The organism is Breoghania sp. (genome assembly GCF_030066895.1).
Classification (GTDB): domain Bacteria; phylum Pseudomonadota; class Alphaproteobacteria; order Rhizobiales; family Stappiaceae; genus Breoghania.
In genome coordinates this window covers 255,801-282,376 of sequence record NZ_JASJAV010000001.1, presented here as the reverse complement: position 1 = coordinate 282,376, position 26,576 = coordinate 255,801, and the positions used below count along the sequence as shown (strand labels likewise).

30 protein-coding genes, 1 tRNA gene and 1 pseudogene are annotated in these 26,576 nt (G+C 60.5%); 14 read left to right on the top strand and 18 right to left on the bottom strand.

Annotated elements, in window-relative coordinates; all coding sequences use genetic code 11:
- Nucleotides 1-10 precede the first annotated feature (10 nt).
- The 7 genes from QNJ43_RS01475 to QNJ43_RS01445 all read right to left on the bottom strand — a co-directional run bounded on the left by QNJ43_RS01475 (nucleotide 11) and on the right by QNJ43_RS01445 (nucleotide 4,752).
- A complete protein-coding gene (locus tag QNJ43_RS01475) occupies nucleotides 11-484 on the bottom strand; it encodes an Hpt domain-containing protein (protein WP_300466803.1) in 474 nt (157 codons plus the stop codon).
- Nucleotides 485-736: 252 nt separating this feature from the next.
- On the bottom strand, nucleotides 737-1,987 hold the full coding sequence (locus QNJ43_RS01470) for an ATP-binding protein (RefSeq protein ID WP_300466801.1): 1,251 nt from the start codon (nucleotides 1,985-1,987) through the stop codon (nucleotides 737-739).
- Nucleotides 1,984-2,331 carry a hypothetical protein gene (locus QNJ43_RS01465; RefSeq protein WP_300466799.1) on the bottom strand — a complete coding sequence of 116 codons (348 nt, stop codon included), beginning with the start codon at nucleotides 2,329-2,331 and terminating at the stop codon, nucleotides 1,984-1,986. The genes QNJ43_RS01470 and QNJ43_RS01465 overlap by 4 nt, the downstream gene beginning before the upstream one ends.
- Before the next feature lie 312 nt (nucleotides 2,332-2,643).
- Nucleotides 2,644-3,165, bottom strand: a complete 522-nt coding sequence (mog, locus tag QNJ43_RS01460) for a molybdopterin adenylyltransferase (RefSeq protein WP_300466797.1) — start codon at nucleotides 3,163-3,165, stop codon at nucleotides 2,644-2,646.
- Nucleotides 3,166-3,172: 7 nt separating this feature from the next.
- A complete protein-coding gene (locus QNJ43_RS01455; RefSeq protein WP_300466795.1) occupies nucleotides 3,173-3,703 on the bottom strand; it encodes a hypothetical protein in 531 nt (176 codons plus the stop codon).
- A complete protein-coding gene (locus QNJ43_RS01450) occupies nucleotides 3,700-4,014 on the bottom strand; it encodes a radical SAM protein (protein WP_300466793.1) in 315 nt (104 codons plus the stop codon). The genes QNJ43_RS01455 and QNJ43_RS01450 overlap by 4 nt, the downstream gene beginning before the upstream one ends.
- Nucleotides 4,015-4,215: 201 nt before the next feature.
- The gene (locus QNJ43_RS01445) at nucleotides 4,216-4,752 is read right to left on the bottom strand and encodes a DUF2478 domain-containing protein (RefSeq protein WP_300466791.1); all 537 of its coding nucleotides are present in this window, start codon (nucleotides 4,750-4,752) and stop codon (nucleotides 4,216-4,218) included.
- Nucleotides 4,753-5,272: 520 nt separating this feature from the next.
- Between QNJ43_RS01445 and QNJ43_RS01440 the strand changes: the two genes are divergently transcribed.
- Nucleotides 5,273-5,800 carry a gamma carbonic anhydrase family protein gene (locus tag QNJ43_RS01440; RefSeq protein ID WP_300466789.1) on the top strand — a complete coding sequence of 176 codons (528 nt, stop codon included), beginning with the start codon at nucleotides 5,273-5,275 and terminating at the stop codon, nucleotides 5,798-5,800.
- 117 nt (nucleotides 5,801-5,917) lie between these two features.
- On the opposite strand, the gene QNJ43_RS01435 is transcribed toward QNJ43_RS01440, so the two are convergent.
- The 5 genes from QNJ43_RS01435 to QNJ43_RS01415 all read right to left on the bottom strand — a co-directional run bounded on the left by QNJ43_RS01435 (nucleotide 5,918) and on the right by QNJ43_RS01415 (nucleotide 8,536).
- Nucleotides 5,918-6,052: a hypothetical protein gene (locus QNJ43_RS01435; protein WP_300466787.1), complete on the bottom strand. Its 135-nt coding sequence runs from the start codon at nucleotides 6,050-6,052 to the stop codon at nucleotides 5,918-5,920.
- Between the two features lie 25 nt (nucleotides 6,053-6,077).
- Nucleotides 6,078-6,215 carry a hypothetical protein gene (locus tag QNJ43_RS01430; protein WP_300466785.1) on the bottom strand — a complete coding sequence of 46 codons (138 nt, stop codon included), beginning with the start codon at nucleotides 6,213-6,215 and terminating at the stop codon, nucleotides 6,078-6,080.
- 272 nt (nucleotides 6,216-6,487) lie between these two features.
- On the bottom strand, nucleotides 6,488-7,324 hold the full coding sequence (gene sseA / locus QNJ43_RS01425) for a 3-mercaptopyruvate sulfurtransferase (protein WP_300466783.1): 837 nt from the start codon (nucleotides 7,322-7,324) through the stop codon (nucleotides 6,488-6,490).
- Nucleotides 7,325-7,370: 46 nt separating this feature from the next.
- A complete protein-coding gene (locus tag QNJ43_RS01420; protein ID WP_300466781.1) occupies nucleotides 7,371-8,087 on the bottom strand; it encodes an alanyl-tRNA editing protein in 717 nt (238 codons plus the stop codon).
- Nucleotides 8,088-8,125: 38 nt separating this feature from the next.
- Nucleotides 8,126-8,536: a phospholipase D-like domain-containing protein gene (locus tag QNJ43_RS01415; RefSeq protein WP_300467270.1), complete on the bottom strand. Its 411-nt coding sequence runs from the start codon at nucleotides 8,534-8,536 to the stop codon at nucleotides 8,126-8,128.
- 388 nt (nucleotides 8,537-8,924) lie between these two features.
- Here QNJ43_RS01415 and QNJ43_RS01410 point away from each other — a divergent pair, with 388 nt between their 5' ends.
- Nucleotides 8,925-9,395 (top strand): hypothetical protein, encoded by a 471-nt coding sequence (locus QNJ43_RS01410; protein WP_300466779.1) that lies wholly within the window; start codon nucleotides 8,925-8,927, stop codon nucleotides 9,393-9,395.
- Nucleotides 9,396-9,778: 383 nt separating this feature from the next.
- Here QNJ43_RS01410 and QNJ43_RS01405 read toward each other — a convergent pair whose 3' ends face one another.
- The 6 genes and pseudogenes from QNJ43_RS01405 to QNJ43_RS01380 all read right to left on the bottom strand — a co-directional run bounded on the left by QNJ43_RS01405 (nucleotide 9,779) and on the right by QNJ43_RS01380 (nucleotide 15,540).
- Nucleotides 9,779-10,819: a cysteine synthase A gene (locus QNJ43_RS01405; protein ID WP_300466777.1), complete on the bottom strand. Its 1,041-nt coding sequence runs from the start codon at nucleotides 10,817-10,819 to the stop codon at nucleotides 9,779-9,781.
- 174 nt (nucleotides 10,820-10,993) lie between these two features.
- Nucleotides 10,994-12,446, bottom strand: a pseudogene (locus tag QNJ43_RS01400) (deoxyribodipyrimidine photo-lyase).
- Between the two features lie 128 nt (nucleotides 12,447-12,574).
- Nucleotides 12,575-13,297, bottom strand: coding sequence for a hypothetical protein (locus QNJ43_RS01395; protein WP_300466775.1), 723 nt, complete (start codon nucleotides 13,295-13,297; stop codon nucleotides 12,575-12,577).
- A 578-nt stretch (nucleotides 13,298-13,875) separates the two neighbouring features.
- Entirely contained in the window at nucleotides 13,876-14,646 is a 771-nt protein-coding gene (locus QNJ43_RS01390; RefSeq protein ID WP_300466773.1) for a methyl-accepting chemotaxis protein, read from the bottom strand.
- A 39-nt stretch (nucleotides 14,647-14,685) separates the two neighbouring features.
- Nucleotides 14,686-15,006 (bottom strand): HAMP domain-containing protein, encoded by a 321-nt coding sequence (locus tag QNJ43_RS01385; protein WP_300466771.1) that lies wholly within the window; start codon nucleotides 15,004-15,006, stop codon nucleotides 14,686-14,688.
- Nucleotides 15,007-15,072: 66 nt separating this feature from the next.
- Nucleotides 15,073-15,540, bottom strand: a complete 468-nt coding sequence (locus QNJ43_RS01380) for a cache domain-containing protein (RefSeq protein WP_300466769.1) — start codon at nucleotides 15,538-15,540, stop codon at nucleotides 15,073-15,075.
- Between the two features lie 330 nt (nucleotides 15,541-15,870).
- On the opposite strand from QNJ43_RS01380, the gene QNJ43_RS01375 reads away from it, so the two are divergent.
- The 12 genes from QNJ43_RS01375 to nuoI all read left to right on the top strand — a co-directional run bounded on the left by QNJ43_RS01375 (nucleotide 15,871) and on the right by nuoI (nucleotide 26,487).
- Nucleotides 15,871-15,947 (top strand) — tRNA-Asp (locus tag QNJ43_RS01375).
- A 715-nt stretch (nucleotides 15,948-16,662) separates the two neighbouring features.
- Complete coding sequence (locus tag QNJ43_RS01370; RefSeq protein ID WP_300466767.1) at nucleotides 16,663-17,028, top strand: NADH-quinone oxidoreductase subunit A; 366 nt, start codon at nucleotides 16,663-16,665, stop codon at nucleotides 17,026-17,028.
- Complete coding sequence (locus tag QNJ43_RS01365) at nucleotides 17,019-17,597, top strand: NADH-quinone oxidoreductase subunit B family protein (protein WP_300466765.1); 579 nt, start codon at nucleotides 17,019-17,021, stop codon at nucleotides 17,595-17,597. The genes QNJ43_RS01370 and QNJ43_RS01365 overlap by 10 nt, the downstream gene beginning before the upstream one ends.
- A 33-nt stretch (nucleotides 17,598-17,630) precedes the next feature.
- The gene (locus QNJ43_RS01360; RefSeq protein WP_300466763.1) at nucleotides 17,631-18,236 is read left to right on the top strand and encodes an NADH-quinone oxidoreductase subunit C; all 606 of its coding nucleotides are present in this window, start codon (nucleotides 17,631-17,633) and stop codon (nucleotides 18,234-18,236) included.
- A gap of 73 nt (nucleotides 18,237-18,309) precedes the next feature.
- A complete protein-coding gene (locus QNJ43_RS01355) occupies nucleotides 18,310-18,669 on the top strand; it encodes a GFA family protein (protein ID WP_300467269.1) in 360 nt (119 codons plus the stop codon).
- Complete coding sequence (locus tag QNJ43_RS01350; RefSeq protein WP_300466761.1) at nucleotides 18,662-19,846, top strand: NADH-quinone oxidoreductase subunit D; 1,185 nt, start codon at nucleotides 18,662-18,664, stop codon at nucleotides 19,844-19,846. Before QNJ43_RS01355 ends, QNJ43_RS01350 begins: the two co-directional genes overlap by 8 nt.
- Nucleotide 19,847: 1 nt before the next feature.
- The gene (gene nuoE / locus QNJ43_RS01345; protein ID WP_300466759.1) at nucleotides 19,848-20,927 is read left to right on the top strand and encodes an NADH-quinone oxidoreductase subunit NuoE; all 1,080 of its coding nucleotides are present in this window, start codon (nucleotides 19,848-19,850) and stop codon (nucleotides 20,925-20,927) included.
- Between the two features lie 4 nt (nucleotides 20,928-20,931).
- A complete protein-coding gene (gene nuoF, locus QNJ43_RS01340; protein ID WP_300466757.1) occupies nucleotides 20,932-22,236 on the top strand; it encodes an NADH-quinone oxidoreductase subunit NuoF in 1,305 nt (434 codons plus the stop codon).
- A gap of 29 nt (nucleotides 22,237-22,265) precedes the next feature.
- On the top strand, nucleotides 22,266-24,362 hold the full coding sequence (gene nuoG, locus QNJ43_RS01335; protein ID WP_300466755.1) for an NADH-quinone oxidoreductase subunit NuoG: 2,097 nt from the start codon (nucleotides 22,266-22,268) through the stop codon (nucleotides 24,360-24,362).
- 16 nt (nucleotides 24,363-24,378) lie between these two features.
- The gene (nuoH, locus tag QNJ43_RS01330) at nucleotides 24,379-25,434 is read left to right on the top strand and encodes an NADH-quinone oxidoreductase subunit NuoH (protein WP_300466753.1); all 1,056 of its coding nucleotides are present in this window, start codon (nucleotides 24,379-24,381) and stop codon (nucleotides 25,432-25,434) included.
- Nucleotides 25,435-25,633: 199 nt separating this feature from the next.
- Nucleotides 25,634-25,942, top strand: a complete 309-nt coding sequence (locus QNJ43_RS01325; protein WP_300466751.1) for a hypothetical protein — start codon at nucleotides 25,634-25,636, stop codon at nucleotides 25,940-25,942.
- Nucleotides 25,943-25,998: 56 nt separating this feature from the next.
- Entirely contained in the window at nucleotides 25,999-26,487 is a 489-nt protein-coding gene (gene nuoI, locus QNJ43_RS01320; protein WP_300466749.1) for an NADH-quinone oxidoreductase subunit NuoI, read from the top strand.
- Nucleotides 26,488-26,576: the final 89 nt, after the last annotated feature.

The following is a 26,576-nucleotide window of genomic DNA, read 5'->3' as shown; positions in this document are numbered from 1 at the left end:
GGAGCGCGGATCAATCAAACGGCATGTGGGCCGTGGTTCCGTCCAGTTCGCGGTTGGCCTGATCGGCCAGTTTCTTCAATTCACCGTCGAGGGTTGCGAGCAGGGTGGTGACGCTCTGTCGGGTTCTCTCCCAATCTCCCTCATCCGCGGCGCGTTCGGGGGCTTCCGCATAAGCGGTGATCGTTTGGGCGCCGACGTGGTTCGCTCCGCCTCTGATGCGATGGGCGATATCGGAAATGCCGACCAGATCGCCCTTGCTCAAGGCAAGATTGAGGCCCTCCGCCACATGGGGCGTCTCGGTCATGTAAAGCTCGACGATCTTGTGCGCCCAGTCGACGCCGAGATCCCGCGCGTGCTGGACGAGGATGCTTTCCTCTTCGCGGTCGGGAGCCTCTCTCTTCTTGCACGGTAGTAGGCCGATTGCCCGGGCCAACGCGGCTTCGAGTTCCTCGCGCCGGTAGGGGCTTGCCGATAAATCCGTCAAAGAGATCGGGATCGTCGCCGAGCCGCTGTTCGGCCGTCAGGTCCGCCGTCAGCGCGATGACGGGCACCATCCGGCGGGTTTCATGCTCGAATGCGCGGATCCTTCGCGTCGTTTCGATGCCGTCGATGCCGGGCATGGCCAGATCCATCAGAACGACGTCGAAATCCTTGTTGGCCACGGCCTCCAAGGCGCTTTTGCCGTCATTGACGAAGATGACGTCATGACCTGCTCGCCGGGTGAGTTCTTCCGCGATCATCGCGTTGACCGGATTGTCCTCGGCAACGAGGACGAAGAGCTTTGGCAGGGCTTCGGAAAGCGCTCTTCCTTCTCCGCCTCGGTGCCGGCGGGCGTCAGGGGGAGATGCACCGTGAACACGGTTCCTCCCTGGTCGGGGCAGTTGAAATCGATGCGGCCGCCCATCATCTGCAAGAGCCCCTTGCAGATCGCCAGTCCCAACCCCGATCCGCCGAAGCGGCGGGAAACGGTGCCGTCGGCCTGGGTGAAGGGCGTGAACAGAATGTCGTGTTTGGATAAGGGAATGCCGATCCCCGTATCCGTGACGACGAACCGGATGCACGGTGCGTCCGGTGTGGTGCAGCTCGAATCGAGATCGACGCGAAGGCTTACGCCGCCCTTCTCGGTGAATTTCACCGCATTGCCGAGGAGATTGAGCAGGATCTGACCGATCTTTGCCGGGTCGCCGACAAACCGCTCCGGCACGTCGGGAGCGATCTCTGAGGAATAGGTCAACCCCTTGCCATGGGCGGATGCAGCGATGGTCGCTTCGACCACGGATATCTGATCCGACAGGTAGAAGGGTGTGTGGCTCAGCGTGAACTTGCCCGCTTCGATCCGCGAATAGTCGAGGACGTCGCTCACCAGATTGCGCAGCAGGTGACTCGACTTGTCCAGGGCCTCGATCCGGCGGCGCTGCTCGGCATTGAGGGGGCTGTCCTCAAGCAGTTGCACCGTTCCCATGATGCCGTTGAGCGGCGTTCGGATCTCATGGCTGATCGTCGCCAGAAACAGTGACTTTGCGCGGTTCGATTCCCGCGCATGATCGACGAGTTCGTCGCGCAGGTGGTCGAGATGTCGGCGCAGGCGTTCCGCCTTCACCACCTTCTGACGCAGGCTTTCCAGCGTGGCGCTGATCGCGCCCGGTTCGTCGTGGAAGCAGGAACTCGAAACCGCCGTCTGGTAGTCGCCGCTTTCAAGCCTTTGGATGGAGGTCGTGATCGTGGCTATCGGCGCGGAAAAGCGGCGGCGCAGGAACCGTGAGGTGACATAGCTGAAGGCGACCGCCAGAAGGAGCGATAGGGTCCACAAACTGCCGTTGATCAGGGCGCGCGTCTGATCTGCCTCGGCGTTCTTGCGGGCGATATCCAGGGCGAGGTGGCCGATGCCGAGTATGGAATCGTAGACGTTGAAACAGTGGTCGGCCCAATTCTTCGGGTTCTCTCCGCGTTTCCCGGTTCCCGACAACTGGTTCAGGATCGCATTCATGCTCCGTTGCGTCTTGGCGGTCCTGGCCTCGCCCTCTTTAACGGCTGCAACTTTAACGGCTGCAAGAAGAGCTGCGGATGCTGGGGGAGATGCGATGCGGTAACCGCTATTCGTTTCCACAATTCGCGATAGGCGCCGACATCCCGCTGCCAGAGATCGCGTTCGGGGGCGGTCAAGGGAATGTCGCGCTCCCCGGATCGTCTGAACCCGGAGCATTGACGCGAATAGCGATCGCGGATCGCAAAGGGGAGTTCGCGGATCGCCACCAGTTCGGCCAGAGCCGGATTGAGGGCGTTGAGATCTGTGCCCACGTTTCCGGATGTATCCACGTAGGCCTGGGCCATCCCGTAGATGATCTGCCGCCATCTGCCGATCTTGCCGACGTCGCGTTGGCCGAAGGGAAGGGCCGCCTGCTCGCGAACGGAGGCGGTTTCGTTCAGTTGCAGGTCTTAGACCCGCTTGAGGCGGGCGACGTCGTCCGACCGACCGGCGAATGCACTCTCGTCAATCCGCCCGCGAACGAGGCGATAGATATTGTTGACGCGATGAAGGGCATCGGTCACCGGAGCATCGGCTTGCGGTTCCGACAGAAGGGCGATGCCGATGGGCTCTCCGGCGGCGTCCCTCTTGCTGCCGGCCTTTGCTCATGGAACCGCTCAGCTCTTGGATCTGAAGCTGACCACGACGGCCGGGTCCGTCTCGATACGTCCCGCGCCGATGAGGTCGAGGCAATAGGAAATGGCGGGAAAGACCGCATCGAGCGACATGGCGATCGCCGCGGGTTTGCCCGGCAGGTTGAGATAGAAGGTCGTGCCGCGCGTTCCGGCGGTCTGGCGCGAAAGGATCGAGGTTGGCGTCTGTTCCAGTCCGACCTTGCGCAGCAACTCACCGAAACCGGGAAGCTCCTTTTGCAGAACGGCTTTCATCGCTTCCGGCGTCTGATCGCGCGGGGAGGGGCCCGTGCCGCCGGTGGTCAGAACCATGTCGACGTGCTCGGCGTCGGCAAGCCGGATCAATTCATCGCGCACGACGATCTCACCGTCCGGGATGACGACCCGCTCAATCTCGCAAGGGCTGGTAATCGCCCTTTCCAGCCATTCGACGATCGCCGGCCCGGAGATGTCTTCATATTCTCCCCGGCTGGCGCGGTCGGAAATGGTGACGACGACGATTTTCATTCTGGGTTCAGCCTCCAAGCACGGACATATGCCGACCGATGCCGCTGACGGTTTCGGTGGCGACGGAAAGGGAATGGCGCTGCGGCTTGTGGGCGATCGCGTCGAAGATGAGAGCTTCGACCTGCTCGTTTCCGGAGGACCCGCGCAACGCCTCGCGCAGGTTGATGGAGCTGTCGGAGCCCAGGCACGTGTAGAGATGTCCGGTACAGCTCACACGGACCCGGTTGCAGCTTGCGCAGAAATCGCAGGAAAGCGGCGTTATGAAGCCGATCCGGCCGCCGGTTTCCTCCACGCGGGCATAGCGCGCAGGACTTCCGGTGCTGTCCTCGATCGGTGTCAGCGTCCAGCGCGTCTCAAGATCGCTCCGGACCGTGTTGAGGGGAAGGAAGCTTTTGGCCCGGTCGTGGGGGACGGCGCCAAGCGGCATTTCCTCGATGAGCGTCAGATCCATGCCGCGGTCGTGGGCGAACTCGATCAGATGATCGACCTCACGTTCGAACTCGCCTTTCATGGCGACCGAATTGAGCTTGATCTTCAAGCCCGCTTCCTGGTCTGCGTCGAGGCCTGCAAGCGCCTTTTTGACATCGCCGCCGCGGTGAGCTTGCAGTAGCGCTCGGGATCCAGGCTGTCGAGCGAGACGTTGATGCGGCGCACGCCGAATTCGTGGAGCTTTGCGGCGAAGTGAGGGAGCTGCGTGTCGTTGGTCGTCACCACGAGTTCGTCCAGCTCACCCGTTTTCAAGTGGGGGAAAAGCATTTCGAACAGGCACATGACGTTCTTGCGCACCAGCGGCTCACCGCCGGTGATGCGGATCTTGCGCACGCCGTGGCGGATGAAGACGGCCGACAATCGGTAGAGCTCTCTTCCAGTGTCAACAGGTCGCGGTGCTGCACGAAACGCATATGCTCGGCCATGCAGTAGACGCACCGCAGATCGCAGCGGTCGGTCACGGAGAGCCGCAGATAGGTCATGGTCCGCCCGAAATTGTCGCGTAGCACGGCGTTTTGTGGAGCGGGCGTTGAAACGGGGACTTGATCGTAAGACATTCTGTTAACGTGCTTTTAGGTTTTCAAGAGCACCCCGGTACCAGGCCATAACCGTATCGGAACCGACCGGTAACAGGACATTCGATAGATCGCCGACATAGCTGCTCCAGGCGGAGCGAGAGTCTCCATAGACCGAGGTAAGGACCGGGATCTCGAGGCCCAGAGCTTTTTCGAAGACGGGGCGCATTCCACCGCCTTCGACCTCTGCGTGCCCAAAACGATTGACGATCATGAGGTCCGGGCGCGACCGCCTGTTGAGACGGGTGAGCGCGCGAACGCTGACGCGAACCAGGGCGTCGAGGTCAAGCCGGCAGCTTCGCGAAGCCGGGCCCAACATCTGCATGATCGATAGCCGTTCTCCCGTCTCGATATCCTCCATCACGATGTCATCCTGACAGTCGCCGCCGCAGATCTCACGCTGGATGAAACCCGCCACCTCCCGGCCCTCGTCGCTTAGCGCGGCGAGAACTTCATCGAAAAGCGGTTCAATCGAGACCGGGTCATCGACGGCCACGGCCGCAAGACGATGTTCGCTTGGCACGGGTTTGTCTTGCATTGACGTGGGACTGCAGGAAAGGCTTCCGTTCCTGGCGGAGGGCTGAGACGGGGAGGTCTTCTGCGGCCGTTATACTTTGGTTTCGTACGTGCGCGCGCCGAATGTCTATGATGGTCATCTTTGACAAGTGATGTGTGGAGCGGTAGTCGTACGGCGGTTCGTTCTCTTTTCCTTCCTGCCTGTGTTTTGTGAAGTCTGTCGAATTCCAGCCTTGACCTGCCTCAATCCGCGGCGGCAGGCGGGCCTGGTTTCACGGCATTCCAGAGGTTGGAACGGGGCTCGGGCGAGCAACTGGCGATTGTGGGCGACAGCGCGACAAATCGCCATAAGGGCAACTACCGCATCCCTTTTCCACGCTCATGACCGATCCGGATGTCGGTGGTGGGGACGGCGTAGCCGTCGAACTTGATGGACGGGCGGGAATTGGCAATGATCGCGGCGCACGCGGGTTTGCCGTCTCGCGGGCTCTAGGATCTGCACTTCTTTCCACCACCGGAGAATTCCCATGCTGCTCTACCGCCTGGACGATCACGAACCCAAGACCGAGGGCGATGCCTTCTGGGTGGCAAACGGTGCGCAGGTGATCGGGCAGGTCTTTCTGGGGCGCGATGTCGGGATCTGGTTCGGCAGCGTGCTGCGTGGCGACAACGAACCGATCCGGATCGGCGCGCGCACGAACATCCAGGAAATGACGATGATCCATACCGATTCCGGTCACCCGGTTGAGATCGGAGAGGGCTGCACAATCGGGCATCGCGCGATCATTCACGGCTGCACGATCGGCGATAATTCGCTGATCGGGATGGGAGCCATTGTTCTGAATGGCGCGAAAATCGGGAAGAACTGTCTGATCGGTGCGGGTGCGCTCGTGACCGAGGGAAAGGAGATCCCGGACGGAAGTCTCGTCATGGGGATGCCGGGAAAGGTGGTTCGCGCGCTGGATGAGGAGGCGATCGCGGGCTTGCGGTCTTCTGCGGATCGGTATGTCGCCAACTGGAAATGCTATGCGGCGGGGCTCAGCGAAATTGGCTGAACCGCAAAAGGCCTGCTGCTCGAATTCGGCATAAAAAAAATCCCCGGGACGGAAAGCCCCGGGGATGGAGATGCCCTTTCGGGTCATGTTCGGTTTTTCAATGTACAAAAACCGCTGTTAGTCGGTGGTGCCGACCGGTTCCGGGTGGGTGATCACGCCTTCGTACGGACGGGTGGAGTTGTAGTCCATCAACTCATCCACCGCGGCGCCGGAGCGCGACGCTTGACGTCTTCGTGGGGGTAACAACCGCACGGCTCGGAGCAGTCTTGTTAAAGGACTACTGGAACTGAACCGGCTGAGGCGATGAAATAACGCCTTCGATCGGGCGGGTGTTATTGGCGGCAAAAGCCAGGCTCGGGGCTGCAATTGCAAGTGCAGCAACGGTCGCGGCAAGAGTCTCGTTCTTGGTAAACATGGTTATTTCTTTCCTCAAGCGTTTTTCTCGTAGCGGTCGGGCGGGATTTCAATGATCCGCCGTTCGCGCTTTCAGGAGGTAAACGTGCATTTGAAGGAAAGGTTTCGCAGCTAACGAAAAAAATGCAGTCCCGGAAAAATATAGTCATATATGACAATATTCGATGCGACGGTGAAAACTTGCCCTACACGTTAGGTAACCGCTCCCGGTCCGTCGTGCCGGGAGCAGCTAGGGTCGGTATCCCCCTCAGGAATGGGGCTTCCGTCCGGAAATCAGGGCTCGACAGGCGTGTCCTCGGCCCCGCCCCATTCCGTCCAGGATCCGTCGTAGACGGCCACGTGACGGGCGCCGATTTCATCGAGCGCGAACGCGAGGATGGAGGCTGTCACGCCCGAGCCGCATGTGGTGATGACGGGCTTGGTCGGATCGATGCCGGCTTCGCGGAAGGCGGCCGTGATTTCGTCGACGGATTTCAGCGTGCTGCCGTTTTCGAGCACGGTTGCGTAGGGAACGCAGACACTGCCGGGAATGTGCCCGTTGCGCAGGCCCGGACGGGGCTCGGGCTCGGTCGCGTTGAAACGTCCAAGCGAGCGGGCGTCCGCGATCTGAACGCCATTCTTCGAGGCCTGGCGCATATCATCAATGTCGCGCACCCGCGCATGGTTGAAGCGCGCCGTGAAATGGCACTCGGGCCTGGAAACGGGGCCGGAAACGATGGACCGGACTTCGGTTTTCCACTTGGGAAGGCCGCCTTCCAGCACGTAGACGTGATCGACGCCCATGACCTTGAACGTCCACCAGACGCGCGCGCCGGAATACAGCCCGGTTCCGTCATAGACCACCACCGTCTGACCGTCGCCGATGCCCATCTTGCGCATCATCGAGGAGAAGGCGTCCGGGGTGGGCAACATGTGCGGCAGGTCGCTGGTCGTATCGGCGATGGCGTCGATATCGAAATAGAGCGAGCCCGGGATGTGCGCCTCGAAATGTTCCTTGCGCGGGTCCCGATTGTCGGCGGGCATGTACCAGGAACCATCGAGGATCACCACGTCGGGTGCGTCGAGGTGATCCTGAAGCCATTCGGTAGTTACGATATTGCGGCGGTCCATGATGAGGCCTCCCCTTGGAATGTTCTTTGTGTTTGTGAGTGAGAGATCACTCGTCGAGACGTATCCGGATACGCCGGTTCAGCCGGCCCTTCTTTTCGATCTTGGTGATCGTGACGGGGCCGATTTCGAGGGTCGATTTCACGTGCGTCCCTCCACACGGCTGCAGATCGAAAGTGTCCCCGATTCTAACCAGCCGCACGAGCCCGGAGCCGCGCGGCGGGGAGACGCTCATCGATTTGATGAGATCCGGATTGGCATCCAGTTCCTCGTCCGTGATCCATTCGCTGGTGACGGCGAGGTCTGCGTCGATCGCCTTCATGGTCGCATCGTGGACGGCATTCCGGTCGGGCGGATCCTGCATGTTCAGATCGATGCGTCTTTCCTCCGCGCCGATCTGTGCTCCGGTAGTCTTGGTCTGAATCGCGGCGCAGATGGTATGCAGTGCGGTGTGCATGCGCATGTGGCGATAGCGTCGCGGCCAGTCGATATGCGCAACGACGATCTCGCCAATCTCCGGAAGCGATCCGCCTTCTTCGCCCGGCACGTGGGTGATTTCGCTCTTGTCGTCGCTGAAGACGGTGGTGCCTATGGCGATGTGGCTTCCGTCGGAGCGTTCCAGTTCGCCGGTATCGCCCGGCTGGTCGTCGCCGGTGGCGAAGAAGATCGTTCGATCCAGGAGAATGCCGCCGCGCTCGTTGATACCGGTGACGCGCGCTTCGCAGGTGCTCAGGTGGGAATCGTAGCGGTAGAGAGGTTCGGTCATCGGGGTACGGCACCTTATAGTGGCGGGAGTCCCGGATCTTAGAACATGGGCGCGGGATAAGGGAATAGCCTCAGTGTCGCCCGGTGGTTCACAGCAGGGGGGCAAAGAGCCGTGCAAAGCGGCGCGCCAACTTGCGCCAGGGAGGACGCGTGGTGAAGTCCTTGGGCTTCAGTTCCGTGCTGTGGGCGAAGTCGTCTTCCAGCAATGCGGTGAATGAACGAGGTCATCTTCGGCTCCGTCAGCCACAAGGTGATCTCGAAATTGATATGGAAGGAGCGGTTGTCGAAATTCACCGTTCCGACACTTGCAAGGTCGTCGTCGACGAGCACGATCTTCTGATGCAGGACCCCCTCGCGATAGAAGTAGGTGCGCACGCCTTGTGCGGTCATCAGTTCGGCAAAGCACTCCGTCGCCAGCCCGATGACCCAGTTGTCGGGACGCAGGGGCACCAGAAGCCGCACATCTATTCCGCGCAGCACCGGCCGCGGACAGCGCCGTCTGGATTTCCTCTCCCGGCACGAAATAGGGGCTGACGATCCACAGCCGCTTGCGGGCCTGTCCGATCGCCTCGGTGAACGCGATGGCGCAGGTCTCGATCGTGTCTGCGGGGTCCGACGGCATGACGAGGGTGGGCTCGCCGTCGCTTTGGGGAACGGGAGACGGCCATGTCGCGTGCAGCGGTTTGCCGGTCGCCCAGTGCCAGTCTTCGGCGTAGGAGATCTGGGCGGCGAGTGCCGCCGGGCCTTTCACGTGCACATACGTATCGCGCCAGCGCCGGAAATGAGGCGTATTGCCGAGATACTCTGCGCCCACGTTCAGTCCCTCGATCCAGGCCTGGTGTCCGTCTGCGATGACGATCTTGCGGTGGTTGCGGAAGTTGATCCGGAAGGGTCGGAGAAGCGGGAACATCGGCCGGGAACGATTGAAGCCGCTGACGTGAACCCCGACCCCTTCCAGTCGGTGAAGGTAGCGGTTCGGCAGATCGGCGGATCCGATGTCGTCATAGAGAAACAGCACGGTGACCCCGGTGCGCGCCTTCTCGATCAGCAGGTTGGCCAGCTCCCGGCCAACTGTGTCATCGCGGATGATGTAGAATTGCAGGAGCACATAGTCCTGCGCGGCGCGAATTCCGGCGAAGATGGAATCGTAGGTCGCGCGCCCGTCGATCAGGAGCTCCACTTCGTTGCCGCCCAGAAACGCCAACTGCGAGATGTTGACCAGCAGCGGCCATGCGTCGGAGGACTCGTCGGCGCGGTGGATGACACGCAGCTCCGCATCATAGGTTTCCTTGCTTCTTGCGGGCTTTGAACCGACCCGGCGCCGGAGCCGGACATAGTCGTCGAACCGCTTCCAGCCGAAGGCGAGATAGAGAAAGACCGTGACATAGGGGAAGAAGAACAGCGACAGCAGCCAGGCGATCGAGTCTTGCGAACTACGTCCGTACAGCAGTTCCCAGACCGAGGCGAGCCCGTAGAAAAGGAGGACGGCGATAATCGGAATGACGATGCCGACCTTTTCGATCAAAACCGCCATGTTCCGTTCCGCCTACCATACTGACACCAGAAGTACCTTATCCCGCCCGGTCCCGGATATGCCGGGCATGGCAGGGCGCAGCCGACGTGCTGCGCGAACCGTCGACGGTTCTCGATATTTGCGGTGATCCGGCTGAATCAATCAAGACGCAACCGGCTTCAGTCGACGGGCTGATACGGAACGTCGATATTGACCTTGCGTTCCATCCATTCCGGCACGGGCAGCCCCTTGGAGCGCAGGAAGTCCGGATTGAACAGCTTGGACTGATAGCGATTGCCATAGTCGCACAGCACGGTGACGATCGTATGGCTCGGTCCCATCTCGCGCGCCAGGCGGATTGCGCCGGCAACGTTCACGCCGGACGAGCCGCCGAGGCACAGGCCCTCGTGTTCCAGAAGCTTGAAGATTTCCGAGAGTGCTTCTTCGTCCGGGATCTGGAAGGCGGTGTCGATCGGGGTATCTTCCAGGTTCGCGGTAATGCGTCCCTGACCGATGCCTTCGGTGATCGAAGAGCCTTCGAACTTGAATTCGCCGGTCGTGTAATAGCTGTAGAGAGCGGCGCCCATGGGGTCGGCGAGGCCGATCCTGATATCCTTGTTGCGCTCTTTCAGCGCCATCGCCACGCCCGCAAGCGTGCCGCCCGAGCCGACGGCGCAGATGAAGCCGTCAACCTTGCCGCTGGTCTGCTCCCAGATATCCGGGCCCGTCGTCTCGATATGGGCCCGACGGTTCGCGACATTGTCGAACTGGTTCGCCCTGATCGCGCCGTTGGGTTCGGTCTTTGCGATCTGCTCGGCAAGGCGGCCGGACAGTTTCACGTAATTGTTCGGGTTCTTGTAGGGGACGGCGGGCATCTCCACGAGTTCGGCCCCCGCCAGGCGCAGCATGTCCTTCTTCTCTTGGCTCTGAGTCTCGGGAATGACGATGATCGATCGAAAGCCCAGCGTATTGCCCACGAGGGTCAGCCCGATGCCGGTATTGCCTGCCGTTCCCTCCACGATGACGCCGCCCTTCTTGAGAACGCCGCATTCCATCGTATCGCGGATGATGAACAGGGCGGCGCGATCCTTCACGGATTGGCCCGGATTGAGGAATTCGGCCTTGCCGAGGATCTCGCACCCGGTCTCTTCGCTGGCTCCGTTCAGACGGATGAGCGGCGTATTTCCGATCGCGTCCACTAGGGAAGGGCAGATGGTCATCGTTTTCAGTCAATGCTGGTTCAAGGAGCGCACAAGCTAATCCTCGTTACTTCCCCCCTTCAAGAGAACCGATTTTTAGCGAGGCGGCACTGATTGAAAAATAAAACTATGGGAAGGGAGTATCGAAAAACTGATTTGCGCCAAAAACATCAATGTTCTGTATGCAATGAGAGACTATGATTTCGCCTGTTTCATTGCTTCATAAGCGTGCGGTGCCCGCTTTCTGGCCTTTGAGTGGTCAATGAGCGGGGCGGGATAGGTTTTACCGAGGACGATCCCGGCCTTCTGCAATGCCTCCCCGGGAGCATCCCATGGGTGGTGGAGACAGCGTTTGTCGAGATGTTCCAGTTCCGGCACCCAATGCCGGGTATAGGCCCCGTCGGGATCGAATTTCTCGCCTTGCAGAGCCGGATTGAAGATCCGGAAATAGGGGGGCGCATCGGCGCCGCAACTGGCCACCCACTGCCATCCTGCCGGATTGTTGGCCGGATCCGCATCCACCAGGGTATCCCAGAACCATTGTTCGCCCGAGCGCCAGTCGATCAGGAGATGCTTGGTCAGAAATGAGGCGACGATCATGCGAACCCTGTTGTGTATCCATCCCGTGGACCACAGTTCCCGCAATCCGGCATCGACGATCGGGTAACCCGTCTGTCCGGCCTGCCAGCTCTGCAGGGCGTTTTCGTCGACTTCCCAGGGGAAATGATCGAAGTCGCGGTTGAAGTTGGAGGTCGCGAGGTCGGGATGGTCGCTCAGCAGATGATGACAGAATTCGCGCCAGCCGAGTTCGGCCAGGAATTTCTCTCCGTCTCTCTCGGAAACGTCGCCCGTGCTCAGTCCGGCCTTGACCGCGTGCCAGATCTGGCGCGCCGATATCTCTCCGAAGCGCAGAGAGGGTGACAGCCGTGAGGTCGTCGCATCTGCCGGTAGATCGCGGCCGTCGGCATAGGGTGTTGGTCGCTCCGTCGATGAAACCTTGCAGGCGGTTCTGCGCCTCGCTTTCACCGGGTGCCCAAGCTTGTGCGATTCCTTTGGCCCAATCCGGACGGCTGGGGCGCAATTGCCATGTCTCGAGCGCGTCTCCGTCGACCTCTCCCTGCCATCCGGTGAGGCCTTGCGGGGCGGGGAGCGGCCTGTCGGGCGTCAGCTGACACGCCGCACGCCAGAAGGGGGTGAAGACGCGATAGACGCCACCGGAATTCGTGCGGATCGTACCGGGCGCGAAAAGCAGGTTCGGAGCGAAATAGTCCGCCTCGACGCTGTTCTGGCGCAATTGAGAGGCAACCGCGTCGTCCTCTCCCCGGTTTGCTTGTGCCGCGCGCCGGTTCTAGAAGGCTGCTTGCGCGTTCACCTGTCCGGCCAGGCTCACCAGTTGTTCCGCCTCGTTGCTGCGTCGCAGAACAAGACGAACGCCACGCTCCTTCAGGTCCGCTTGCAGGCTCGGCAGCGAGCCGTGCAGTCACCAGCGCGAGGCCCTGCCGAGAGGGTCGCCGGAAGCCGATTCGTCATCGAGCACGTAGAGGGCGAGAACCTCTGCGCCGGTTCGCGCTACCCTTGTCAGGGCCGGATTGGCGGCAAGGCGCAGGTTGTCACGGAACCAGACGATGACAGGGTGGGAGGAGGGCATCTCAATCTCTGTTTGGCGACGGGGCTCGGCAATATGCCTTAATCAATGCGCAGAATTTTGCCAATGACAGGAAAAGGCCGGGCAGCCTCCATGGCAGCCTGGCCCGATCTGTCGGGAAATGGCGTCAATCAGGCGGTCGCGACATCGACGATCCAGCGAAAGGTGTAGCGGATATTGTCGGCTGCACCGCTGACGAAGGCGGTGATGCTCGCCCAGACACGTTCGCCGAAGTGAGCGAGTACCACGAGCGCGGACTCCTTTTCGGGTTCGCGCGGCTGGGTGGCGTCCGTGGCCTGCTCCTCGAAGAATTCGACCGACGTCGGTTCCTGATCCTTTTCGACCACTCGGCGGGTCACGACGAGGTTGGCGTCGGAGGCGACGCGCTCAGTGTTGAGCTCCGCGATCTGAGTGCCGTCGGGCAGGGCGCGAACAACGATGGCGCAACCGTCGGGGAGGAGGTACGTCTCGTTCTTCTTCACTTCCGCGTCGTAGACGACCTCGCCGTACTTGTCGATCAGCTCAACCCAGACCGTCTTTCGGCCCTTGAGTTCGACCTCGCCGACCCAGATGTTCATGTCGCGGGTGGATTCCGCGGTTCCTTGGTGACCCGCGACGCGCGCAACCGTGACCGCGAGCCGGTCGCCGCGTCCTTGGGAATTGGTGATCCCGTCGATGATCGTCGAGGTCTCCGTTCCCTTTGCGACACTCGCCAACGCATCGGATAGTTGCGGCTGGGCGAAGGCGGGCATCGTGAGGGACGCTGCCGTCAGGCACGCTGCCAGCGCGGCAACGGCGAGATTACGGCTGCTCGGCAGCCGAAACGTACGATCGGATGTCAGCTTCCCATTCATAACTGCCTCCCGGGCAATGCGCGGATCATCGGCGCAAATCGGTCAAGACCCTCAGCGGGTCGTCGATCGGGCCCGGCGAACATGAAATGCGGCGAGGAAGTCTTCTCCGTTTTCTGTGTTGCCGATGGCGAGTTTGGCCGTTTTCGGTCTTTCGTGATGTGACCTTCATCATAAAAATCACGGGTGATGCGATATGGTTTCCTCGAATTTTCGACGGAGCCCCATGCTTTCGGGAGTTGAGGACGTATCCGAACCCGAATCCGTCATCCCGTGAGAAGACTATTATGTCCGCAATCCGTTGGGTTTCGCTGAAGTCTCAGTGGGTATTTTGTATCAAAATCGGTGTTGAGCAGATATTCGCACAATGTGCGATGTTAATTAAATGTGAAGAGCCGTTACGGCGTTAGTCGGGAATAATTTTCATCTGAATGAGTATTACTACGTGCGCAATGAACTCTTTGACGGCTGCGGCCGCGCACAGGACACAACGCGATAGGCGCAAACAAAAAGGCCGCCGCGAAATCGCGACGACCTCTGCCTGATAGAGAGACTTGATGTGATCTGGAGAAGTCCCCGGATCAGGCGGCGGCAACGCGGTTGAGGAACCGGTTGATCCGCTCGGAGAGATCCGTCGTGCTGGACGACATCTGTCCCGAGGCGTCCAGAACCATCTCGGCGGTGCGAGACGTGTCGGTCGCGGTGTTGGTCAGCTGGATCATGTTGTCACTGGCCTTGCGAGTGCCGCTTGCGGCGGCCTGCACGTTCTCGGAGATTTCCGCAGTGGCGAGGCCCTGTTGTTCCACGGCATCGGCAATGGCCGTCGTGTAGCCGCTGCCCTCTTCCATGATCGCGGCGATCTGCTCGATCACGTCCACCGTCTCCTTGGTCGAGCCCTGGATGGCGCCGACATGGGCGGAGATTTCCTCGGTGGCCTTGGGCGTCTGGTTGGCGAGCTCCTTGACCTCAGCCGCCACGACCGCGAAGCCCTTGCCGGCTTCACCGGCACGTGCCGCCTCGATGGTGGCGTTGAGCGCCAGCAGGTTGGTCTGTTCGGCAATGGCCTGGATGAGGCTGACCACTTCGCCGATCTTCTGCGCGGCTTCGTCGAGGCTCGCCACCTTGGCGCTGGTCGTTGCCTTGGAGACGACTTCGTTGCTCTTAGAGATCTGACGGGTGATCTCGCCGATCGAAGCGGCAAGCTCTTCTGCCGCTGATGCCACAGTCTGCACGTTCTGGCTGGCACGCTCGGAGGCTTCAGAGGCGTCGCCCGCGCTGGTTTCGGTGTGGGCGGCATTGGCCTTCAGAGATTTCGCGGCCTCGTCCATCCGGTTGGAGTTCTGGTTGACCACGTCGAGAGCCGAATTCCACGTCGACCTTGAAGTCGGTGATCAGGATTTCGGTCTGGTTCTGACGTTCGCGGCGGCGCGGTGTTCTTCTTCGCTTTCGCTCTCCAGCCGACGGCGGTCGAGGGCGTTCTTGCGGAACACGGCCACGACGCGGCTCATGGCACCGATTTCATCCTTGCGCTCGGTTCCCTCGACTTCCTGGTCAAAATTGTCCTGCGCGATGGAATCCATCTGGTCGTTGAGCCTGCGGATGGGTTTGGCCAGCGAACGGGCAATGAAGAAGGTCACGACAAGCGAGCCGATCATGAAGACGAGGGTCAGGTCGGCACTCTTGAGCGCTTCGCGCCAGAAGGCGGCCTTCATATCCTTCAGCAGCGCGCCGGTGCCGAAGATCCAGTCCCAAGGCTTGTAGTAGTCGATGTAGCTGGTCTACTGCCAGAAGTCACCGTTCTTGTCTTCCTGGCCGTAGTCGACGTATCCGGAACCCTGTTTGTTGACCACGTCGATGAACTCGCGCACCAGATAGCGGCCCTGGGGGTTGCGCGCGTCATGACGACTCTTGCCCAGCGCATGCACCGGGTGAATGACCGTGTTGCCATCCGACTGGTAGACGAAAACATAGCTCTTGCTGGCGTAGCGGATGCTGCTGATCGCCTCTTTGGTCCGAGCCTTAACCTCCTCGACCGTCATTTCCCCGGCTTTGGCCTTGGCGGCAAAGCCGGCGGCAATGCTTCTTGCAGATTTGCCGACACTGCGAATTTCCGTGCGCTTGAACGCATCTAGGTTCGTGTGGAGGGTGTAAAGCTGATAGTCGAGCATGACCACGAAGCACATGCTGAAGAAGAAGGCGAGGCCATACAGCTTCCCGGAGAGCGAGTTTAGGATTTTGAAGGGCATTATATGCTCCAGGCGGACGCCACTATTCAGTTGATCAGATACTGGTGTGCTTTGGCTCCTATATGCCGACTATTTTAAAGAATTATTGATATTCCTGACATGGGGATAATCACCTAAGCTTTACGTAAAAACATAAGGAATTCTGCATGTTTTTTCTTATCGGGCTTTTCCACAGGTACAAACGCTGGAGATTTCAGGGAAAATGGTCTTACTCCGGCGTTGGCGCGGGAGTTTTCACAAAAACGATGCAGAACGCATTTTGGGGCGCTTGACTTCCGAAGCTCAGCACCGTACACCACGCTCACTTCTCAGCGGCCGACCGCTTCGAACGCGGGTGTAGCTCAGATGGTTAGAGTGCCGGCCTGTCACGCCGGAGGTCGCGGGTTCGAGTCCCGTCACTCGCGCCACTCCCTCCCCGGTGGCGCATATATCGCAACGATATGGAACGTGGTGTCGCACGGAAAGTGCAGTTTCTCGTTTTCCCGAAACTTCGCCGCTATTCCGAAAGCAAGCGGACTTTGGCTTTGTCTGTCCGATTGCGTCGGCTTGATGCTGCTGGCGCGACCGCGTATCGCGCGGGCAGGACGCACTATCTGCGTCAGTCTGCTGCCGGATCCGATCCGGCTCAAATCAGCCCCGACCCGTCTTCGCTCCGCTGCTTCGACTTCGAGGTGGTCGGTCGGGCGTTCCCCTCGATGGCCTTTGATCGGGACCCTCGATCAGGGGGGGGGGAGGGGCTAAAACATGAGTAATAAAATCAAGTATTATTCGACTCTCAATGAGTCCGTCTGAGTCGCCTGCAAGGGAAGGGCAGGGTGCCTCTGCGCGCTTCTCAAGGCGAACTCATGTCGATTATTCGTAGATTTCTCTCAATCCCCGTAATTCTGCGGCTGGCGGTGATGCGGTGCGGCAAGATACAGTCAAATGGCGGATGTCTTCGCTTGCTGGGGACTTGCCACGTTCGGATCTGTGGGATAAGCGTGCGGTCGCGCCTTGATCGCGCTGCCCATTCTGGGAGGCGGTTCGGAATCCTAATCGAGACGCAAAGCGTGTTCTCCGCCCGCTTCTCTCCATTCCGGCTCCGCGCGGTTAGACCGAACCAACGCGCAAGGATGATCGACCATGGAAGATCTTCTGAAAGACTACGTTCCCATCGTCGTCTTCATCGGGATATCGCTCGTCATTGGTCTGGCCCTTCTCGTCTCGCCATTCCTGATAGCTTTTAAAAGCCCCGACGCGGAAAAGAATTCGGCCTACGAATGTGGCTTCAATGCGTTCGATAATGCGCGCATGAAATTCGACATTCGTTTTTATCTGGTCGCCATCCTTTTCATCATTTTCGATCTTGAAGTCGCCTTTCTGTTCCCGTGGGCCATCACGTTCGGCAAACTCGGGTGGTACGGCTTCGCGTCAATGATGGTATTCTTGGGCGTGTTGGCGATTGGCTTTATTTACGAGTGGAAGAAGGGGGCGCTGGAATGGGATTGAGCCCATCCGACACCCTGGTGGCACCGAAGCCAAAGGGGATTATCGATCCCAATACCGGCAAGCCGGTGGGATCGAACGATCCGTTTTTCCAGGACATGAATGACGAACTGGCCGACAAGGGCTTCCTCGTCACCACGAGTGACAAGCTGATCCAGTGGGCGCGAACGGGCTCGTTGATGTGGATGACCTTCGGTCTCGCATGTTGCGCGATCGAAATGATGCAGGTCTCCATGCCGCGCTACGACGTGGAGCGCTTCGGCTTCGCACCGCGCGCCAGCCCGCGTCAGTCCGATGTCATGATCGTCGCCGGTACGCTCACCAACAAGATGGCGCCTGCGCTCAGGAAGGTCTACGACCAGATGCCCGAGCCGCGCTACGTCATCTCCATGGGCTCGTGCGCCAACGGTGGTGGCTATTATCACTATTCCTATTCGGTGGTGCGCGGTTGCGACCGCGTCGTGCCGGTCGACATCTATGTTCCTGGATGTCCTCCGACGGCCGAGGCTCTGCTTTATGGCGTTCTGCTCCTGCAGAAAAAGATCCGCCGCACCGGCACGATCGAACGCTAGATTGTAATCGACGACGCACAGGTTCTAGGTACGATGGACGAGACACTTCAGGAACTCGGCGAATATATCTTGCAGGTCCGCGGGGACGATGTGCCCGGCTTCGAGGTTGCGCACGGTGAACTCACGGTTCGCGCGGCTTCGGATTCAATCGTTGAGATGGTCCGCTTTCTGCGGGATGACGTGCGCTGCCAGTTCGTCAATCTGACGGACGTCTGCGGTGTCGACTGGCCGCAGCGCCCGCAGCGGTTCGACGTTATCTATCATTTCCTCAGCCCCCGCCAGAACCTGCGCATCCGGGTGAAGGTGATGACGGACGAGGAGAGGGCCGTTCCTTCCGTCACCTCGATCTTCCCGAGCGCGAACTGGTTCGAGCGCGAGGTCTACGACATGTACGGCGTGCTGTTCTCCGGTCATCCGGACCTGCGCCGTATCCTTACCGACTACGGCTTCGACGGCCATCCGCTGAGGAAGGATTTCCCGCTGACCGGGTTTGTCGAGGTCAGGTACGACGACGAGCAGAAACGGGTCGTCTACGAACCTGTCCGGCTTGCCCAGGAATTCCGGAATTTCGATTTTCTGTCGCCTTGGGAGGGCACCGATTACGTCTTGCCCGGTGACGAAAAGGCGAAGGGGAACTAAGGCATGGGAGAGACTTTCGGGAGGCTGTCTTCGCAGCGCTGTGCGTTTCGCCACCGTGCCCAAGGCCAGGACGATGGGGGTATGTCATTGCTCCATGTGCCGGCGCTGGAGCGGGGGAACGTTGATGGCGGTGGAATGCAGCGATATCGATATCGCCGATGAAGCGGAGCTGGGCATTTATTCTTCGTCGCAATGGGGCGAGCGGGTGTTTTGCAAAACCTGCGGTTCTTCTCTGATGTGGCGATCGAAGGACGGGGCGCATATCGTTGTTTCAGCGCAAGCTTTTGATGACCCTTACGTATTCTCCTTCACCTCGGAGATCTTCATTGACGACAAGCCCGGCAATTATGCGTTCGCCAATGAGACGCAGAAAATGACGAACGCCGAAGTCTACGCGCTATACGCGAAAGAGCAGGAAAGCCAAAATGGCTGAGGCGCAGGTCCGCAACTTCAACATCAATTTCGGTCCGCAGCATCCGGCCGCACACGGAGTTCTACGTCTTGTGCTGGAACTTGACGGCGAATTGATGACGCGGGTCGATCCGCATATCGGACTGCTGCATCGCGGCACCGAAAAGCTGATCGAGCACAAGACCTATCTGCAGGCCGTGCCTTACTTCGATCGGCTCGACTATGTCGCGCCGATGAACCAGGAACACGCCTACGCGCTGGCGGTCGAAAAGCTCATCGGCATCGAGGTGCCCAAGCGCGGACAGCTCATTCGTGTTCTTTATTCGGAAATCGGCCGTCTCCTCAATCATCTGCTCAACGTTACGACGCAGGCCATGGATGTCGGCGCGCTCACCCCGCCGCTGTGGGGTTTCGAGCAGCGCGAAAAGCTGATGGTCTTCTACGAACGGGCCTGCGGCGCGCGTATGCACGCGGCCTATTTCCGGCCCGGCGGCGTTCATCAGGATCTTCCCCCGGCACTTCTCGACGATATCTGGGATTTCTGCGATCCCTTTCTGGAGGCGCTCGACGATATCGAAAGCCTCATCACGGAAAACCGCATCTTCAAGCAGCGTAATGTCGATATCGGCGTCGTCAGCCTTGAGGATTGCTGGAAGTGGGGCTTTTCCGGGGTGATGGTGCGCGGCTCCGGCGCTCCGTGGGATCTGCGCAAGAGCCAGCCCTACGAGTGCTATGACGAGCTCGAGTTCGATATCCCCGTGGGCAAGAACTGCGATTGCTACGACCGCTATCTCATCCGCATGGAAGAGATGCGCCAGTCGGTCCGCATCATGAAGCAGTGTCTGGAGAAGCTCACCGTGGAGCGCGGCCCCGTTTTCTCTCGGGACGGCAAGGTCGTTCCGCCCAAGCGGGGCGATATGAAGCGGTCGATGGAAGGGCTCATCCACCACTTCAAGCTCTTCACCGAGGGCTATCACGTGCCCGAGGGCGAGACCTATGCCTGCGTCGAGGCGCCGAAGGGCGAATTCGGCGTCTATCTGGTCTCCGACGGCACCAACAAGCCCTATCGCTGCAAGATCAAGGCGCCCGGATACGCGCATCTGCAAGCGATGGATTTCATCTGCGAGGGGCATCAGCTCGCCGACGTCTCGGCGATCCTCGGCTCTCTCGATATCGTGTTTGGAGAGGTTGACCGGTAACATGACAGTTCGTCGCCTCAATTCCGAGCAGCCTGCGGATTTCTCGCTGACGCCCAAGAATCTGGAATGGGCGAAGGGGCAGATCGCGAAGTACCCGGAAGGCCGTCAGGCCTCCGCGGTGATCCCGGTCCTTTGGCGTGCGCAGGAGCAGTTTGACGGCTGGTTGCCGGAGCCGGCGATCCGTTACGTCGCCGATTTGCTGGGTATGCCGCATATTCGCGTGCTTGAAGTCGCGACCTTCTACACAATGTTCCAGCTCGCGCCGGTCGGTAATAAGGCGCACATCCAGATCTGCGGAACGACGCCCTGCATGTTGTGCGGTTCGGAAAAACTGATCGACATCTGCAAGAAGAAGATTGCGCCCCATGCGCATGAGGTTTCCGAAGACAGAAACTTCTCGTGGGAAGAGGTCGAGTGCCTCGGGTCTTGTTCCAATGCGCCGATGGTGCAGATCTGGAAGGACACCTACGAAGACCTGACGCCGGAAGACTTCGAGAAGCTCCTCGATGATATCGCGGCGGGCAAGGAAGTTGTCCCCGGTCCTGCCAATGGCCGCCGGTTCGCCGCGCCGCTGGGTGGAGCCACGACGCTCACCGAGATCAAGGACAGCACCAAGGGTCTCGATCCGCTCGCCCATGTCGTCAACGGAGCCGCTGCGGCGTCCGAGGTTTTCGCCGGAGCGTCGATCAACGGCGGTGAGGGCGGTTCGCCGATGAATGGTGGCGTCGGAGTGAAGGCTCCGGCTTCCAAGGCTTCGGCGGTGCCGAAGAAGTCGGACGCTGCGAAGAAGGCGGCGCCTGCTGCCGAGAAGCCCGCCAAGGCTGTGGCCAAGAAGGACGGGCCGGAGCTTCTCAAGGCGCCGCGCGGCGGTAAGGCTGATGATCTGAAGAAGATCAAGGGCTTGGGACCGAAAATGGAGACGTCGATCAACGAGCTTGGCATCTATCACTACGATCAGATTGCCGGTTGGGGCGAGGCGGAGCTGGCTTGGATCGATGACAAGCTGAAGATCCGTGCGCGACTTGAACGCGAGGATTGGCCGGGACAGGCCAAGGTTCTTGCGGCAGAGAGCGAGGGGTGAGGCGATGCTGAAGGACCAAGACCGCATCTTCACCAATATCTACGGTCTGCACGACTGGGGCCTCAAGGGTGCCATGCGACGCGGCCTGTGGGATGGCACCAAGGGGATCCTGGAAAACGGACGCGATTGGATCATCGAGCAGATGAAGGCGTCGGGCCTGCGCGGCCGCGGCGGCGCCGGGTTCCCGACGGGCCTGAAATGGTCCTTCATGCCCAAGGAGATCGGCGAACGGCCGCACTATTTGGTGGTCAACGCCGATGAATCCGAGCCCGGCACCTGCAAGGACCGCGAGATCCTGCGTCACGATCCGCACCATCTGGTGGAAGGATGTCTGATCGCCGGTTTCGCCGTGGGAGCGCATACCGCTTTCATCTATGTGCGCGGCGAGTACATCCGCGAGCGCGAACGCTTGCAGGCTGCGATCGATCAGGCCTATGAGGCCAAGCTGATCGGCAAGAACAACAAGAACAGCTGGGACTTCGATATCGTCGTCCATCACGGTGCTGGCGCCTATATCTGCGGCGAGGAGACGGCCCTCCTTGAAAGTCTTGAAGGCAAGAAGGGCCAGCCGCGCCTGAAACCGCCGTTCCCTGCCAATGTGGGCCTCTACGGTTGCCCCTCGACGGTCAACAACGTGGAATCCATTGCCGTTGCGCCGACCATTCTGCGGCGCGGCGGGGCGTGGTTTAGCGGTCTCGGCAAGCCGAACAACACCGGTACGAAGCTCTTCGGCCTTTCCGGTCACGTGGAACGTTCCTGCGTGGTGGAAGAGGAACTTGGCGTGCCGTTCCGCGAGCTTGTTGAAAAGCATGCGGGCGGCGTGCGCGGCGGATGGGACAATCTGCTGGCGATCATCCCCGGCGGGGCTTCGGTGCCGCTACTTCCGGCATCGGAATGCGAAGATCTGGAGATGGCCTTCGATTCACTGAAGGCCAAGCAATCGGGTCTGGGAACGGCCGCCGTTCTGGTGATGGATAAATCGACCGACGTCGTGAAGGCGATCGCGCGCATTTCCTACTTCTTCAAGCATGAGAGCTGCGGCCAGTGCACGCCGTGTCGCGAAGGCACCGGCTGGGTGTGGCGCGTGATGGAGCGCATGGCCCGGGGCGAGGCGCAAAAGAGCGAGATCGACACGCTCTTCAACGTCACCAAGCAGGTTGAAGGACACACGATCTGCGCGCTCGGCGATGCTGCAGCCTGGCCGATCCAGGGGCTCATCCGCCACTTCAGGCCGGAGATCGAGCGCCGTATCGACGAATTCACGCGCAATGCCGATCCAGCGGAAGCTCCGCTGGTGGCGGTAGAGTAACAGGAACGGACGGAACCGGAGAAAAGTCGATGGCAAAAATCATCGTCGACGGAAAAGAAATAGAGATCCCGGCCGAATACACGCTGTTGCAGGCGTGCGAGGCCGCCGGTGCCGAAGTGCCGCGCTTCTGCTTCCACGATCGTCTGTCGATCGCCGGCAACTGCCGCATGTGCCTTGTCGAGGTCAAGGGCGGGCCACCGAAGCCGACCGCATCCTGCGCGATGTCCGTGCGCGATCTGCGTCCCGGTCCCAACGGCGAGCCACCGGTTGTCGAGACCAAATCGCCAATGGTCAAGAAGGCGCGCGAAGGCGTGATGGAATTCCTGCTGATCAACCATCCGCTCGACTGCCCGATCTGCGATCAGGGCGGCGAGTGCGATCTGCAGGATCAGGCGATGGCTTATGGCGTCGACGCTTCGCGTTTCTCCGAGAACAAGCGCGCGGTCGAGAACAAGTATATCGGCCCGCTGGTCAAGACGGTCATGACTCGGTGCATCCACTGCACCCGTTGCGTGCGCTTCACCACGGAAGTGGCGGGCGTTTCCGAACTCGGCCTCATCGGCCGCGGCGAGGATGCGGAGATCACCACCTATCTGGAAGCCGCACTTTCCTCCGAGCTTCAGGGCAACGTTATCGACCTGTGCCCGGTCGGTGCGCTGACCTCCAAACCCTATGCCTTCAAGGCACGGCCCTGGGAGCTGACCAAGACGGAATCCATCGACGTCATGGACGCGGTGGGCTGTTCGATCCGGGTCGATACCCGCGGTCGTGAGGTGATGCGCATTCTTCCCCGCCTCAACGAGGTGGTGAGCGAGGAGTGGATCTCCGACAAGACGCGCTTCATCTTCGACGGTCTGAAGACCCAGCGTCTCGATCGTCCCTATGTGAAGGTCGACGGCAAGCTGAAGGCAGCGGACTGGAATTCCGCCTTTGATGCGGTTGCCGCCAAGCTGAAGGGTGTCGACGGCAAGCGGATCGGCGCGATTGCGGGAGATCCGGTGAGCGTTGAGGAAATGTTCGCGCTCAAGCAGCTTCTGACGAGCCTTGGTTCGCCGAACATGGACTGCCGTCAGGATGGCGCTGCGCTCGATCCTGCTTTCGGGCGTGCTTCCTACCTCTTCAATTCCAGCATTGAGGGGATTGAGGATGCGGATGCGATCCTCATCATTGGATCCAATCCGCGCAAGGAGGCGCCGGTTCTGAACGCGCGCATCCGCAAGCACTGGCGGCGGGGCGATATCAAGGTCGGCGTCCTCGGCGAAAAGGCGGACCTGACCTACGATTACGATTATGTTGGTGCCGACCCCAAGGCTCTGGCCAATCTGGTCGGCGGCAAGACGGATTTCGCCGCGGTGCTGGAGAAGGCGGAACGTCCGCTGATCATCGTCGGGCAGGGGGGCCTGGCGCGCAAGGACGGTGCGGCCGTTCTTTCCAACGTTGCCAAGCTCGCCAAGTCGGTCGGTGCGCTCACCGACGAGTGGAACGGCTTCAACGTGCTGCACACCGCGGCTGCGCGTGTCGGCGGCCTCGACATCGGCTTCGTACCGGGCGAGGGCGATTTGGGCACTGCCGATATCATGACAGGCGCCGGCAAGGGTGATCTCGACGTGGTGTTCCTGCTGGGTGCCGACGAGATCGACATGAAGCAGTTCGGCGATGCCTTCGTCGTCTATATCGGCACGCATGGCGATGCGGGCGCGCACCGCGCCGACGTCATCCTGCCGGGGGCGGCCTACACGGAAAAGAGCGGGCTTTTCGTCAATACGGAAGGCCGTGTCCAGGCGACGTCGCGGGCGACTTTCCCGCCGGGCGACGCGCGCGAAGACTGGGCGATCCTGCGCGCCTTGTCGGCCAAGCTCGGCGAGACGCTCGGATACGACACGCTGGCGGCTCTTCGCTCCGCGCTGTTCGCCGAATTCCCGCACATGGCGGAGATCGACGAGATCGCGCCGGGCAAGGCGGCGGATGTGGGAAAGATCAATGCGGGCGGCACGCGCCTCGGCTCTGATCCGTTCATGTCGCCGATCAGGGATTTCTATCTGACCAATCCGATTGCACGCGCTTCGGCCATCATGGCCCAGTGTTCGGCGCTTGCAGCCGAACGCGCGCTCGACGCGGCCGAATGAGGGACGAACACCGGGTATGATCGACTTCTGGAACACATACGGTTTCTCGCTCATCATCATGATGGCGCAGAGCCTTCTGCTGCTCGTTGTGCTTTTGGTGATCATCGCCTACGTGCTCTACGCCGACCGCAAGATCTGGGCGGCGGTGCAGATCCGGCGCGGACCGAACGTGGTTGGCCCTTGGGGACTGTTCCAAAGCTTCGCGGATCTTCTGAAGTTCGTGCTGAAGGAGCCGGTCATTCCGGCGGGCGCCAACAAGGGCGTGTTCCTTCTTGCCCCGCTTCTCTCGGTGACGTTGGCGCTCGCGACATGGGCCGTCGTTCCGGTCGCCCATAACTGGGTGATCGCGGACATCAATGTCGGCATCCTCTACATCTTCGCCATCTCCTCGCTTCAGGTTTACGGCGTGATCATGGGCGGGTGGGCGTCGAACTCGAAATACGCCTTCCTGGGCGCGCTTCGTTCCGCCGCGCAGATGGTGTCCTACGAGGTGTCCATCGGCTTCGTGATCGTCACGGTCCTGATGTGCGCGGGCACGTTGAACCTTTCGGAAATCGTCGAGGCGCAGCGCACCGGCGGGCTGGCGACGATGCTGGGCGTTCCCTGGCTGTCCTTCCTGAACTGGTACTGGCTGCCGCTTTTCCCGATGTTCGTGGTGTTCTTCATCTCCGCGCTTGCGGAGACGAACCGGCCGCCCTTCGATTTGCCGGAAGCGGAATCGGAACTCGTTGCCGGCTTCATGGTCGAATACGGCTCCACGCCATACATGATGTTCATGCTCGGCGAATACGCGGCCATCTCGCTGATGTGCGCGATGACGACCATCCTGTTCACGGGTGGATGGCTGCCGCCGTTCGATTTTGCGCCGTTCACCTGGGTGCCGGGCGTGATCTGGTTCCTGATCAAGGCGCTGCTGGTGTTCTTCATGTTCGCGATGGTGAAGGCCATGGTGCCGCGCTATCGCTACGATCAGCTCATGCGGCTTGGATGGAAAGTGTTCCTGCCGCTGTCGCTCGCCATGGTCTTTATCGTCGCCTTCATCCTGATGGCGATGGGGTGGGCACCGGCATAGGAAAAGAGAATGTTCGCAGGTGTAAGGCTTGTGGGGGGTGGTGGTGCTTTCGTCGGGTTTTCGGTGGGGGTGTTCGAGTACAGGGTCATTCTTGGGAGAGCCCGTCAGCAGACGTTGAAGACTACGGATGAAGAGGCCGACCAGGCACGGAAAGCGGAAATGTATCTCCGTGTCGGGGTTGGGATTGGGGCGCTCGTTCTTGCTGCTTTTGGCTATTGGTTCGCAGAGACGATGTTTCTTTGAACCACAAACGGGGAAGGAGATAGCCAGTGTCGCTCGCAGGGATCGTGGGCGCTGCAATTGGCGCCTCTACCTCGGATGGATCGATTACAAGCTCACGGCCGGATACGTCCGGGCGGGCTTGAGAAAACGGAAACCAGGTCAGGCGGCTCCTGTCGCCGACTGGCTCGAGCGCAACACGGATGTTGTTCTCGGGGGCCTGTTTGTGATCGCGATGCTGGGCTTCCCGGTCATCGGCTACCTGGCGGGCGCGTCGCTCGCCGGTTGAGAGGCTGGACCGATTCTGCCGGCAACGCGGCGCAACGAATGAGGAAAGGCGCGGGCATGAGATTGGACCAGGACGCGAAATCGCTGTTCTTGAAGGAGTTCGTATCGGCGTTCTTTCTGTCGATGCGCTATTTCTTCAAGCCGAAGCCGACGATCAACTATCCCTTCGAAAAGGGACCGGTGAGTCCGCGTTTCCGCGGTGAGCACGCCCTGCGTCGCTATCCCAGCGGTCAGGAACGCTGCATCGCGTGCAAGCTGTGCGAAGCGATCTGTCCGGCGCAGGCGATCACCATCGAGGCGGGCCCGAAGCGCAACGACGGCACCCGTCGCACGACGCGCTACGACATCGACATGACCAAGTGCATTTATTGCGGGTTCTGTCAGGAAGCCTGCCCGGTCGATGCTATCGTCGAGGGGCCTAACTTCGAATTCGCGACGGAGACGCGCGAAGAGCTTTACTACTCCAAGGAGAGGCTCCTGGAGAACGGGGATCGTTGGGAGCGGGAAATCGCGCGCAACATCGAAATGGACGCGCCTTATCGCTGAGGATGGGGCAACCGGCCGGATTTCGGCCAGGGAGGGGCGGGGACGCGGGGCTCTACGAGGCACCGGCATCCGCAAAAAAGCAGGACCTA

What these genes read in the sequence shown, in the direction of transcription:
- QNJ43_RS01470 (WP_300466801.1), bottom strand. Translation starts at nt 1,987, where the DNA reads ATGAATGCGATCCTGAACCAGTTGTCGGGAACCGGGAAACGCGGAGAG.
- QNJ43_RS01465 (WP_300466799.1), bottom strand. Translation starts at nt 2,331, where the DNA reads ATGGCCCAGGCCTACGTGGATACATCCGGAAACGTGGGCACAGATCTC.
- mog (WP_300466797.1), bottom strand. Translation starts at nt 3,165, where the DNA reads ATGAAAATCGTCGTCGTCACCATTTCCGACCGCGCCAGCCGGGGAGAA.
- QNJ43_RS01440 (WP_300466789.1), top strand. Translation starts at nt 5,273, where the DNA reads ATGCTGCTCTACCGCCTGGACGATCACGAACCCAAGACCGAGGGCGAT.
- QNJ43_RS01430 (WP_300466785.1), bottom strand. Translation starts at nt 6,215, where the DNA reads ATGTTTACCAAGAACGAGACTCTTGCCGCGACCGTTGCTGCACTTGCA.
- sseA (WP_300466783.1), bottom strand. Translation starts at nt 7,324, where the DNA reads ATGGACCGCCGCAATATCGTAACTACCGAATGGCTTCAGGATCACCTC.
- QNJ43_RS01420 (WP_300466781.1), bottom strand. Translation starts at nt 8,087, where the DNA reads ATGACCGAACCTCTCTACCGCTACGATTCCCACCTGAGCACCTGCGAA.
- QNJ43_RS01405 (WP_300466777.1), bottom strand. Translation starts at nt 10,819, where the DNA reads ATGACCATCTGCCCTTCCCTAGTGGACGCGATCGGAAATACGCCGCTC.
- QNJ43_RS01395 (WP_300466775.1), bottom strand. Translation starts at nt 13,297, where the DNA reads ATGAATGGGAAGCTGACATCCGATCGTACGTTTCGGCTGCCGAGCAGC.
- QNJ43_RS01385 (WP_300466771.1), bottom strand. Translation starts at nt 15,006, where the DNA reads ATGAAGGCCGCCTTCTGGCGCGAAGCGCTCAAGAGTGCCGACCTGACC.
- QNJ43_RS01380 (WP_300466769.1), bottom strand. Translation starts at nt 15,540, where the DNA reads ATGCCCTTCAAAATCCTAAACTCGCTCTCCGGGAAGCTGTATGGCCTC.
- QNJ43_RS01370 (WP_300466767.1), top strand. Translation starts at nt 16,663, where the DNA reads ATGGAAGATCTTCTGAAAGACTACGTTCCCATCGTCGTCTTCATCGGG.
- QNJ43_RS01365 (WP_300466765.1), top strand. Translation starts at nt 17,019, where the DNA reads ATGGGATTGAGCCCATCCGACACCCTGGTGGCACCGAAGCCAAAGGGG.
- QNJ43_RS01360 (WP_300466763.1), top strand. Translation starts at nt 17,631, where the DNA reads ATGGACGAGACACTTCAGGAACTCGGCGAATATATCTTGCAGGTCCGC.
- QNJ43_RS01355 (WP_300467269.1), top strand. Translation starts at nt 18,310, where the DNA reads ATGGGGGTATGTCATTGCTCCATGTGCCGGCGCTGGAGCGGGGGAACG.
- QNJ43_RS01350 (WP_300466761.1), top strand. Translation starts at nt 18,662, where the DNA reads ATGGCTGAGGCGCAGGTCCGCAACTTCAACATCAATTTCGGTCCGCAG.
- nuoE (WP_300466759.1), top strand. Translation starts at nt 19,848, where the DNA reads ATGACAGTTCGTCGCCTCAATTCCGAGCAGCCTGCGGATTTCTCGCTG.
- nuoF (WP_300466757.1), top strand. Translation starts at nt 20,932, where the DNA reads ATGCTGAAGGACCAAGACCGCATCTTCACCAATATCTACGGTCTGCAC.
- nuoG (WP_300466755.1), top strand. Translation starts at nt 22,266, where the DNA reads ATGGCAAAAATCATCGTCGACGGAAAAGAAATAGAGATCCCGGCCGAA.
- nuoH (WP_300466753.1), top strand. Translation starts at nt 24,379, where the DNA reads ATGATCGACTTCTGGAACACATACGGTTTCTCGCTCATCATCATGATG.
- nuoI (WP_300466749.1), top strand. Translation starts at nt 25,999, where the DNA reads ATGAGATTGGACCAGGACGCGAAATCGCTGTTCTTGAAGGAGTTCGTA.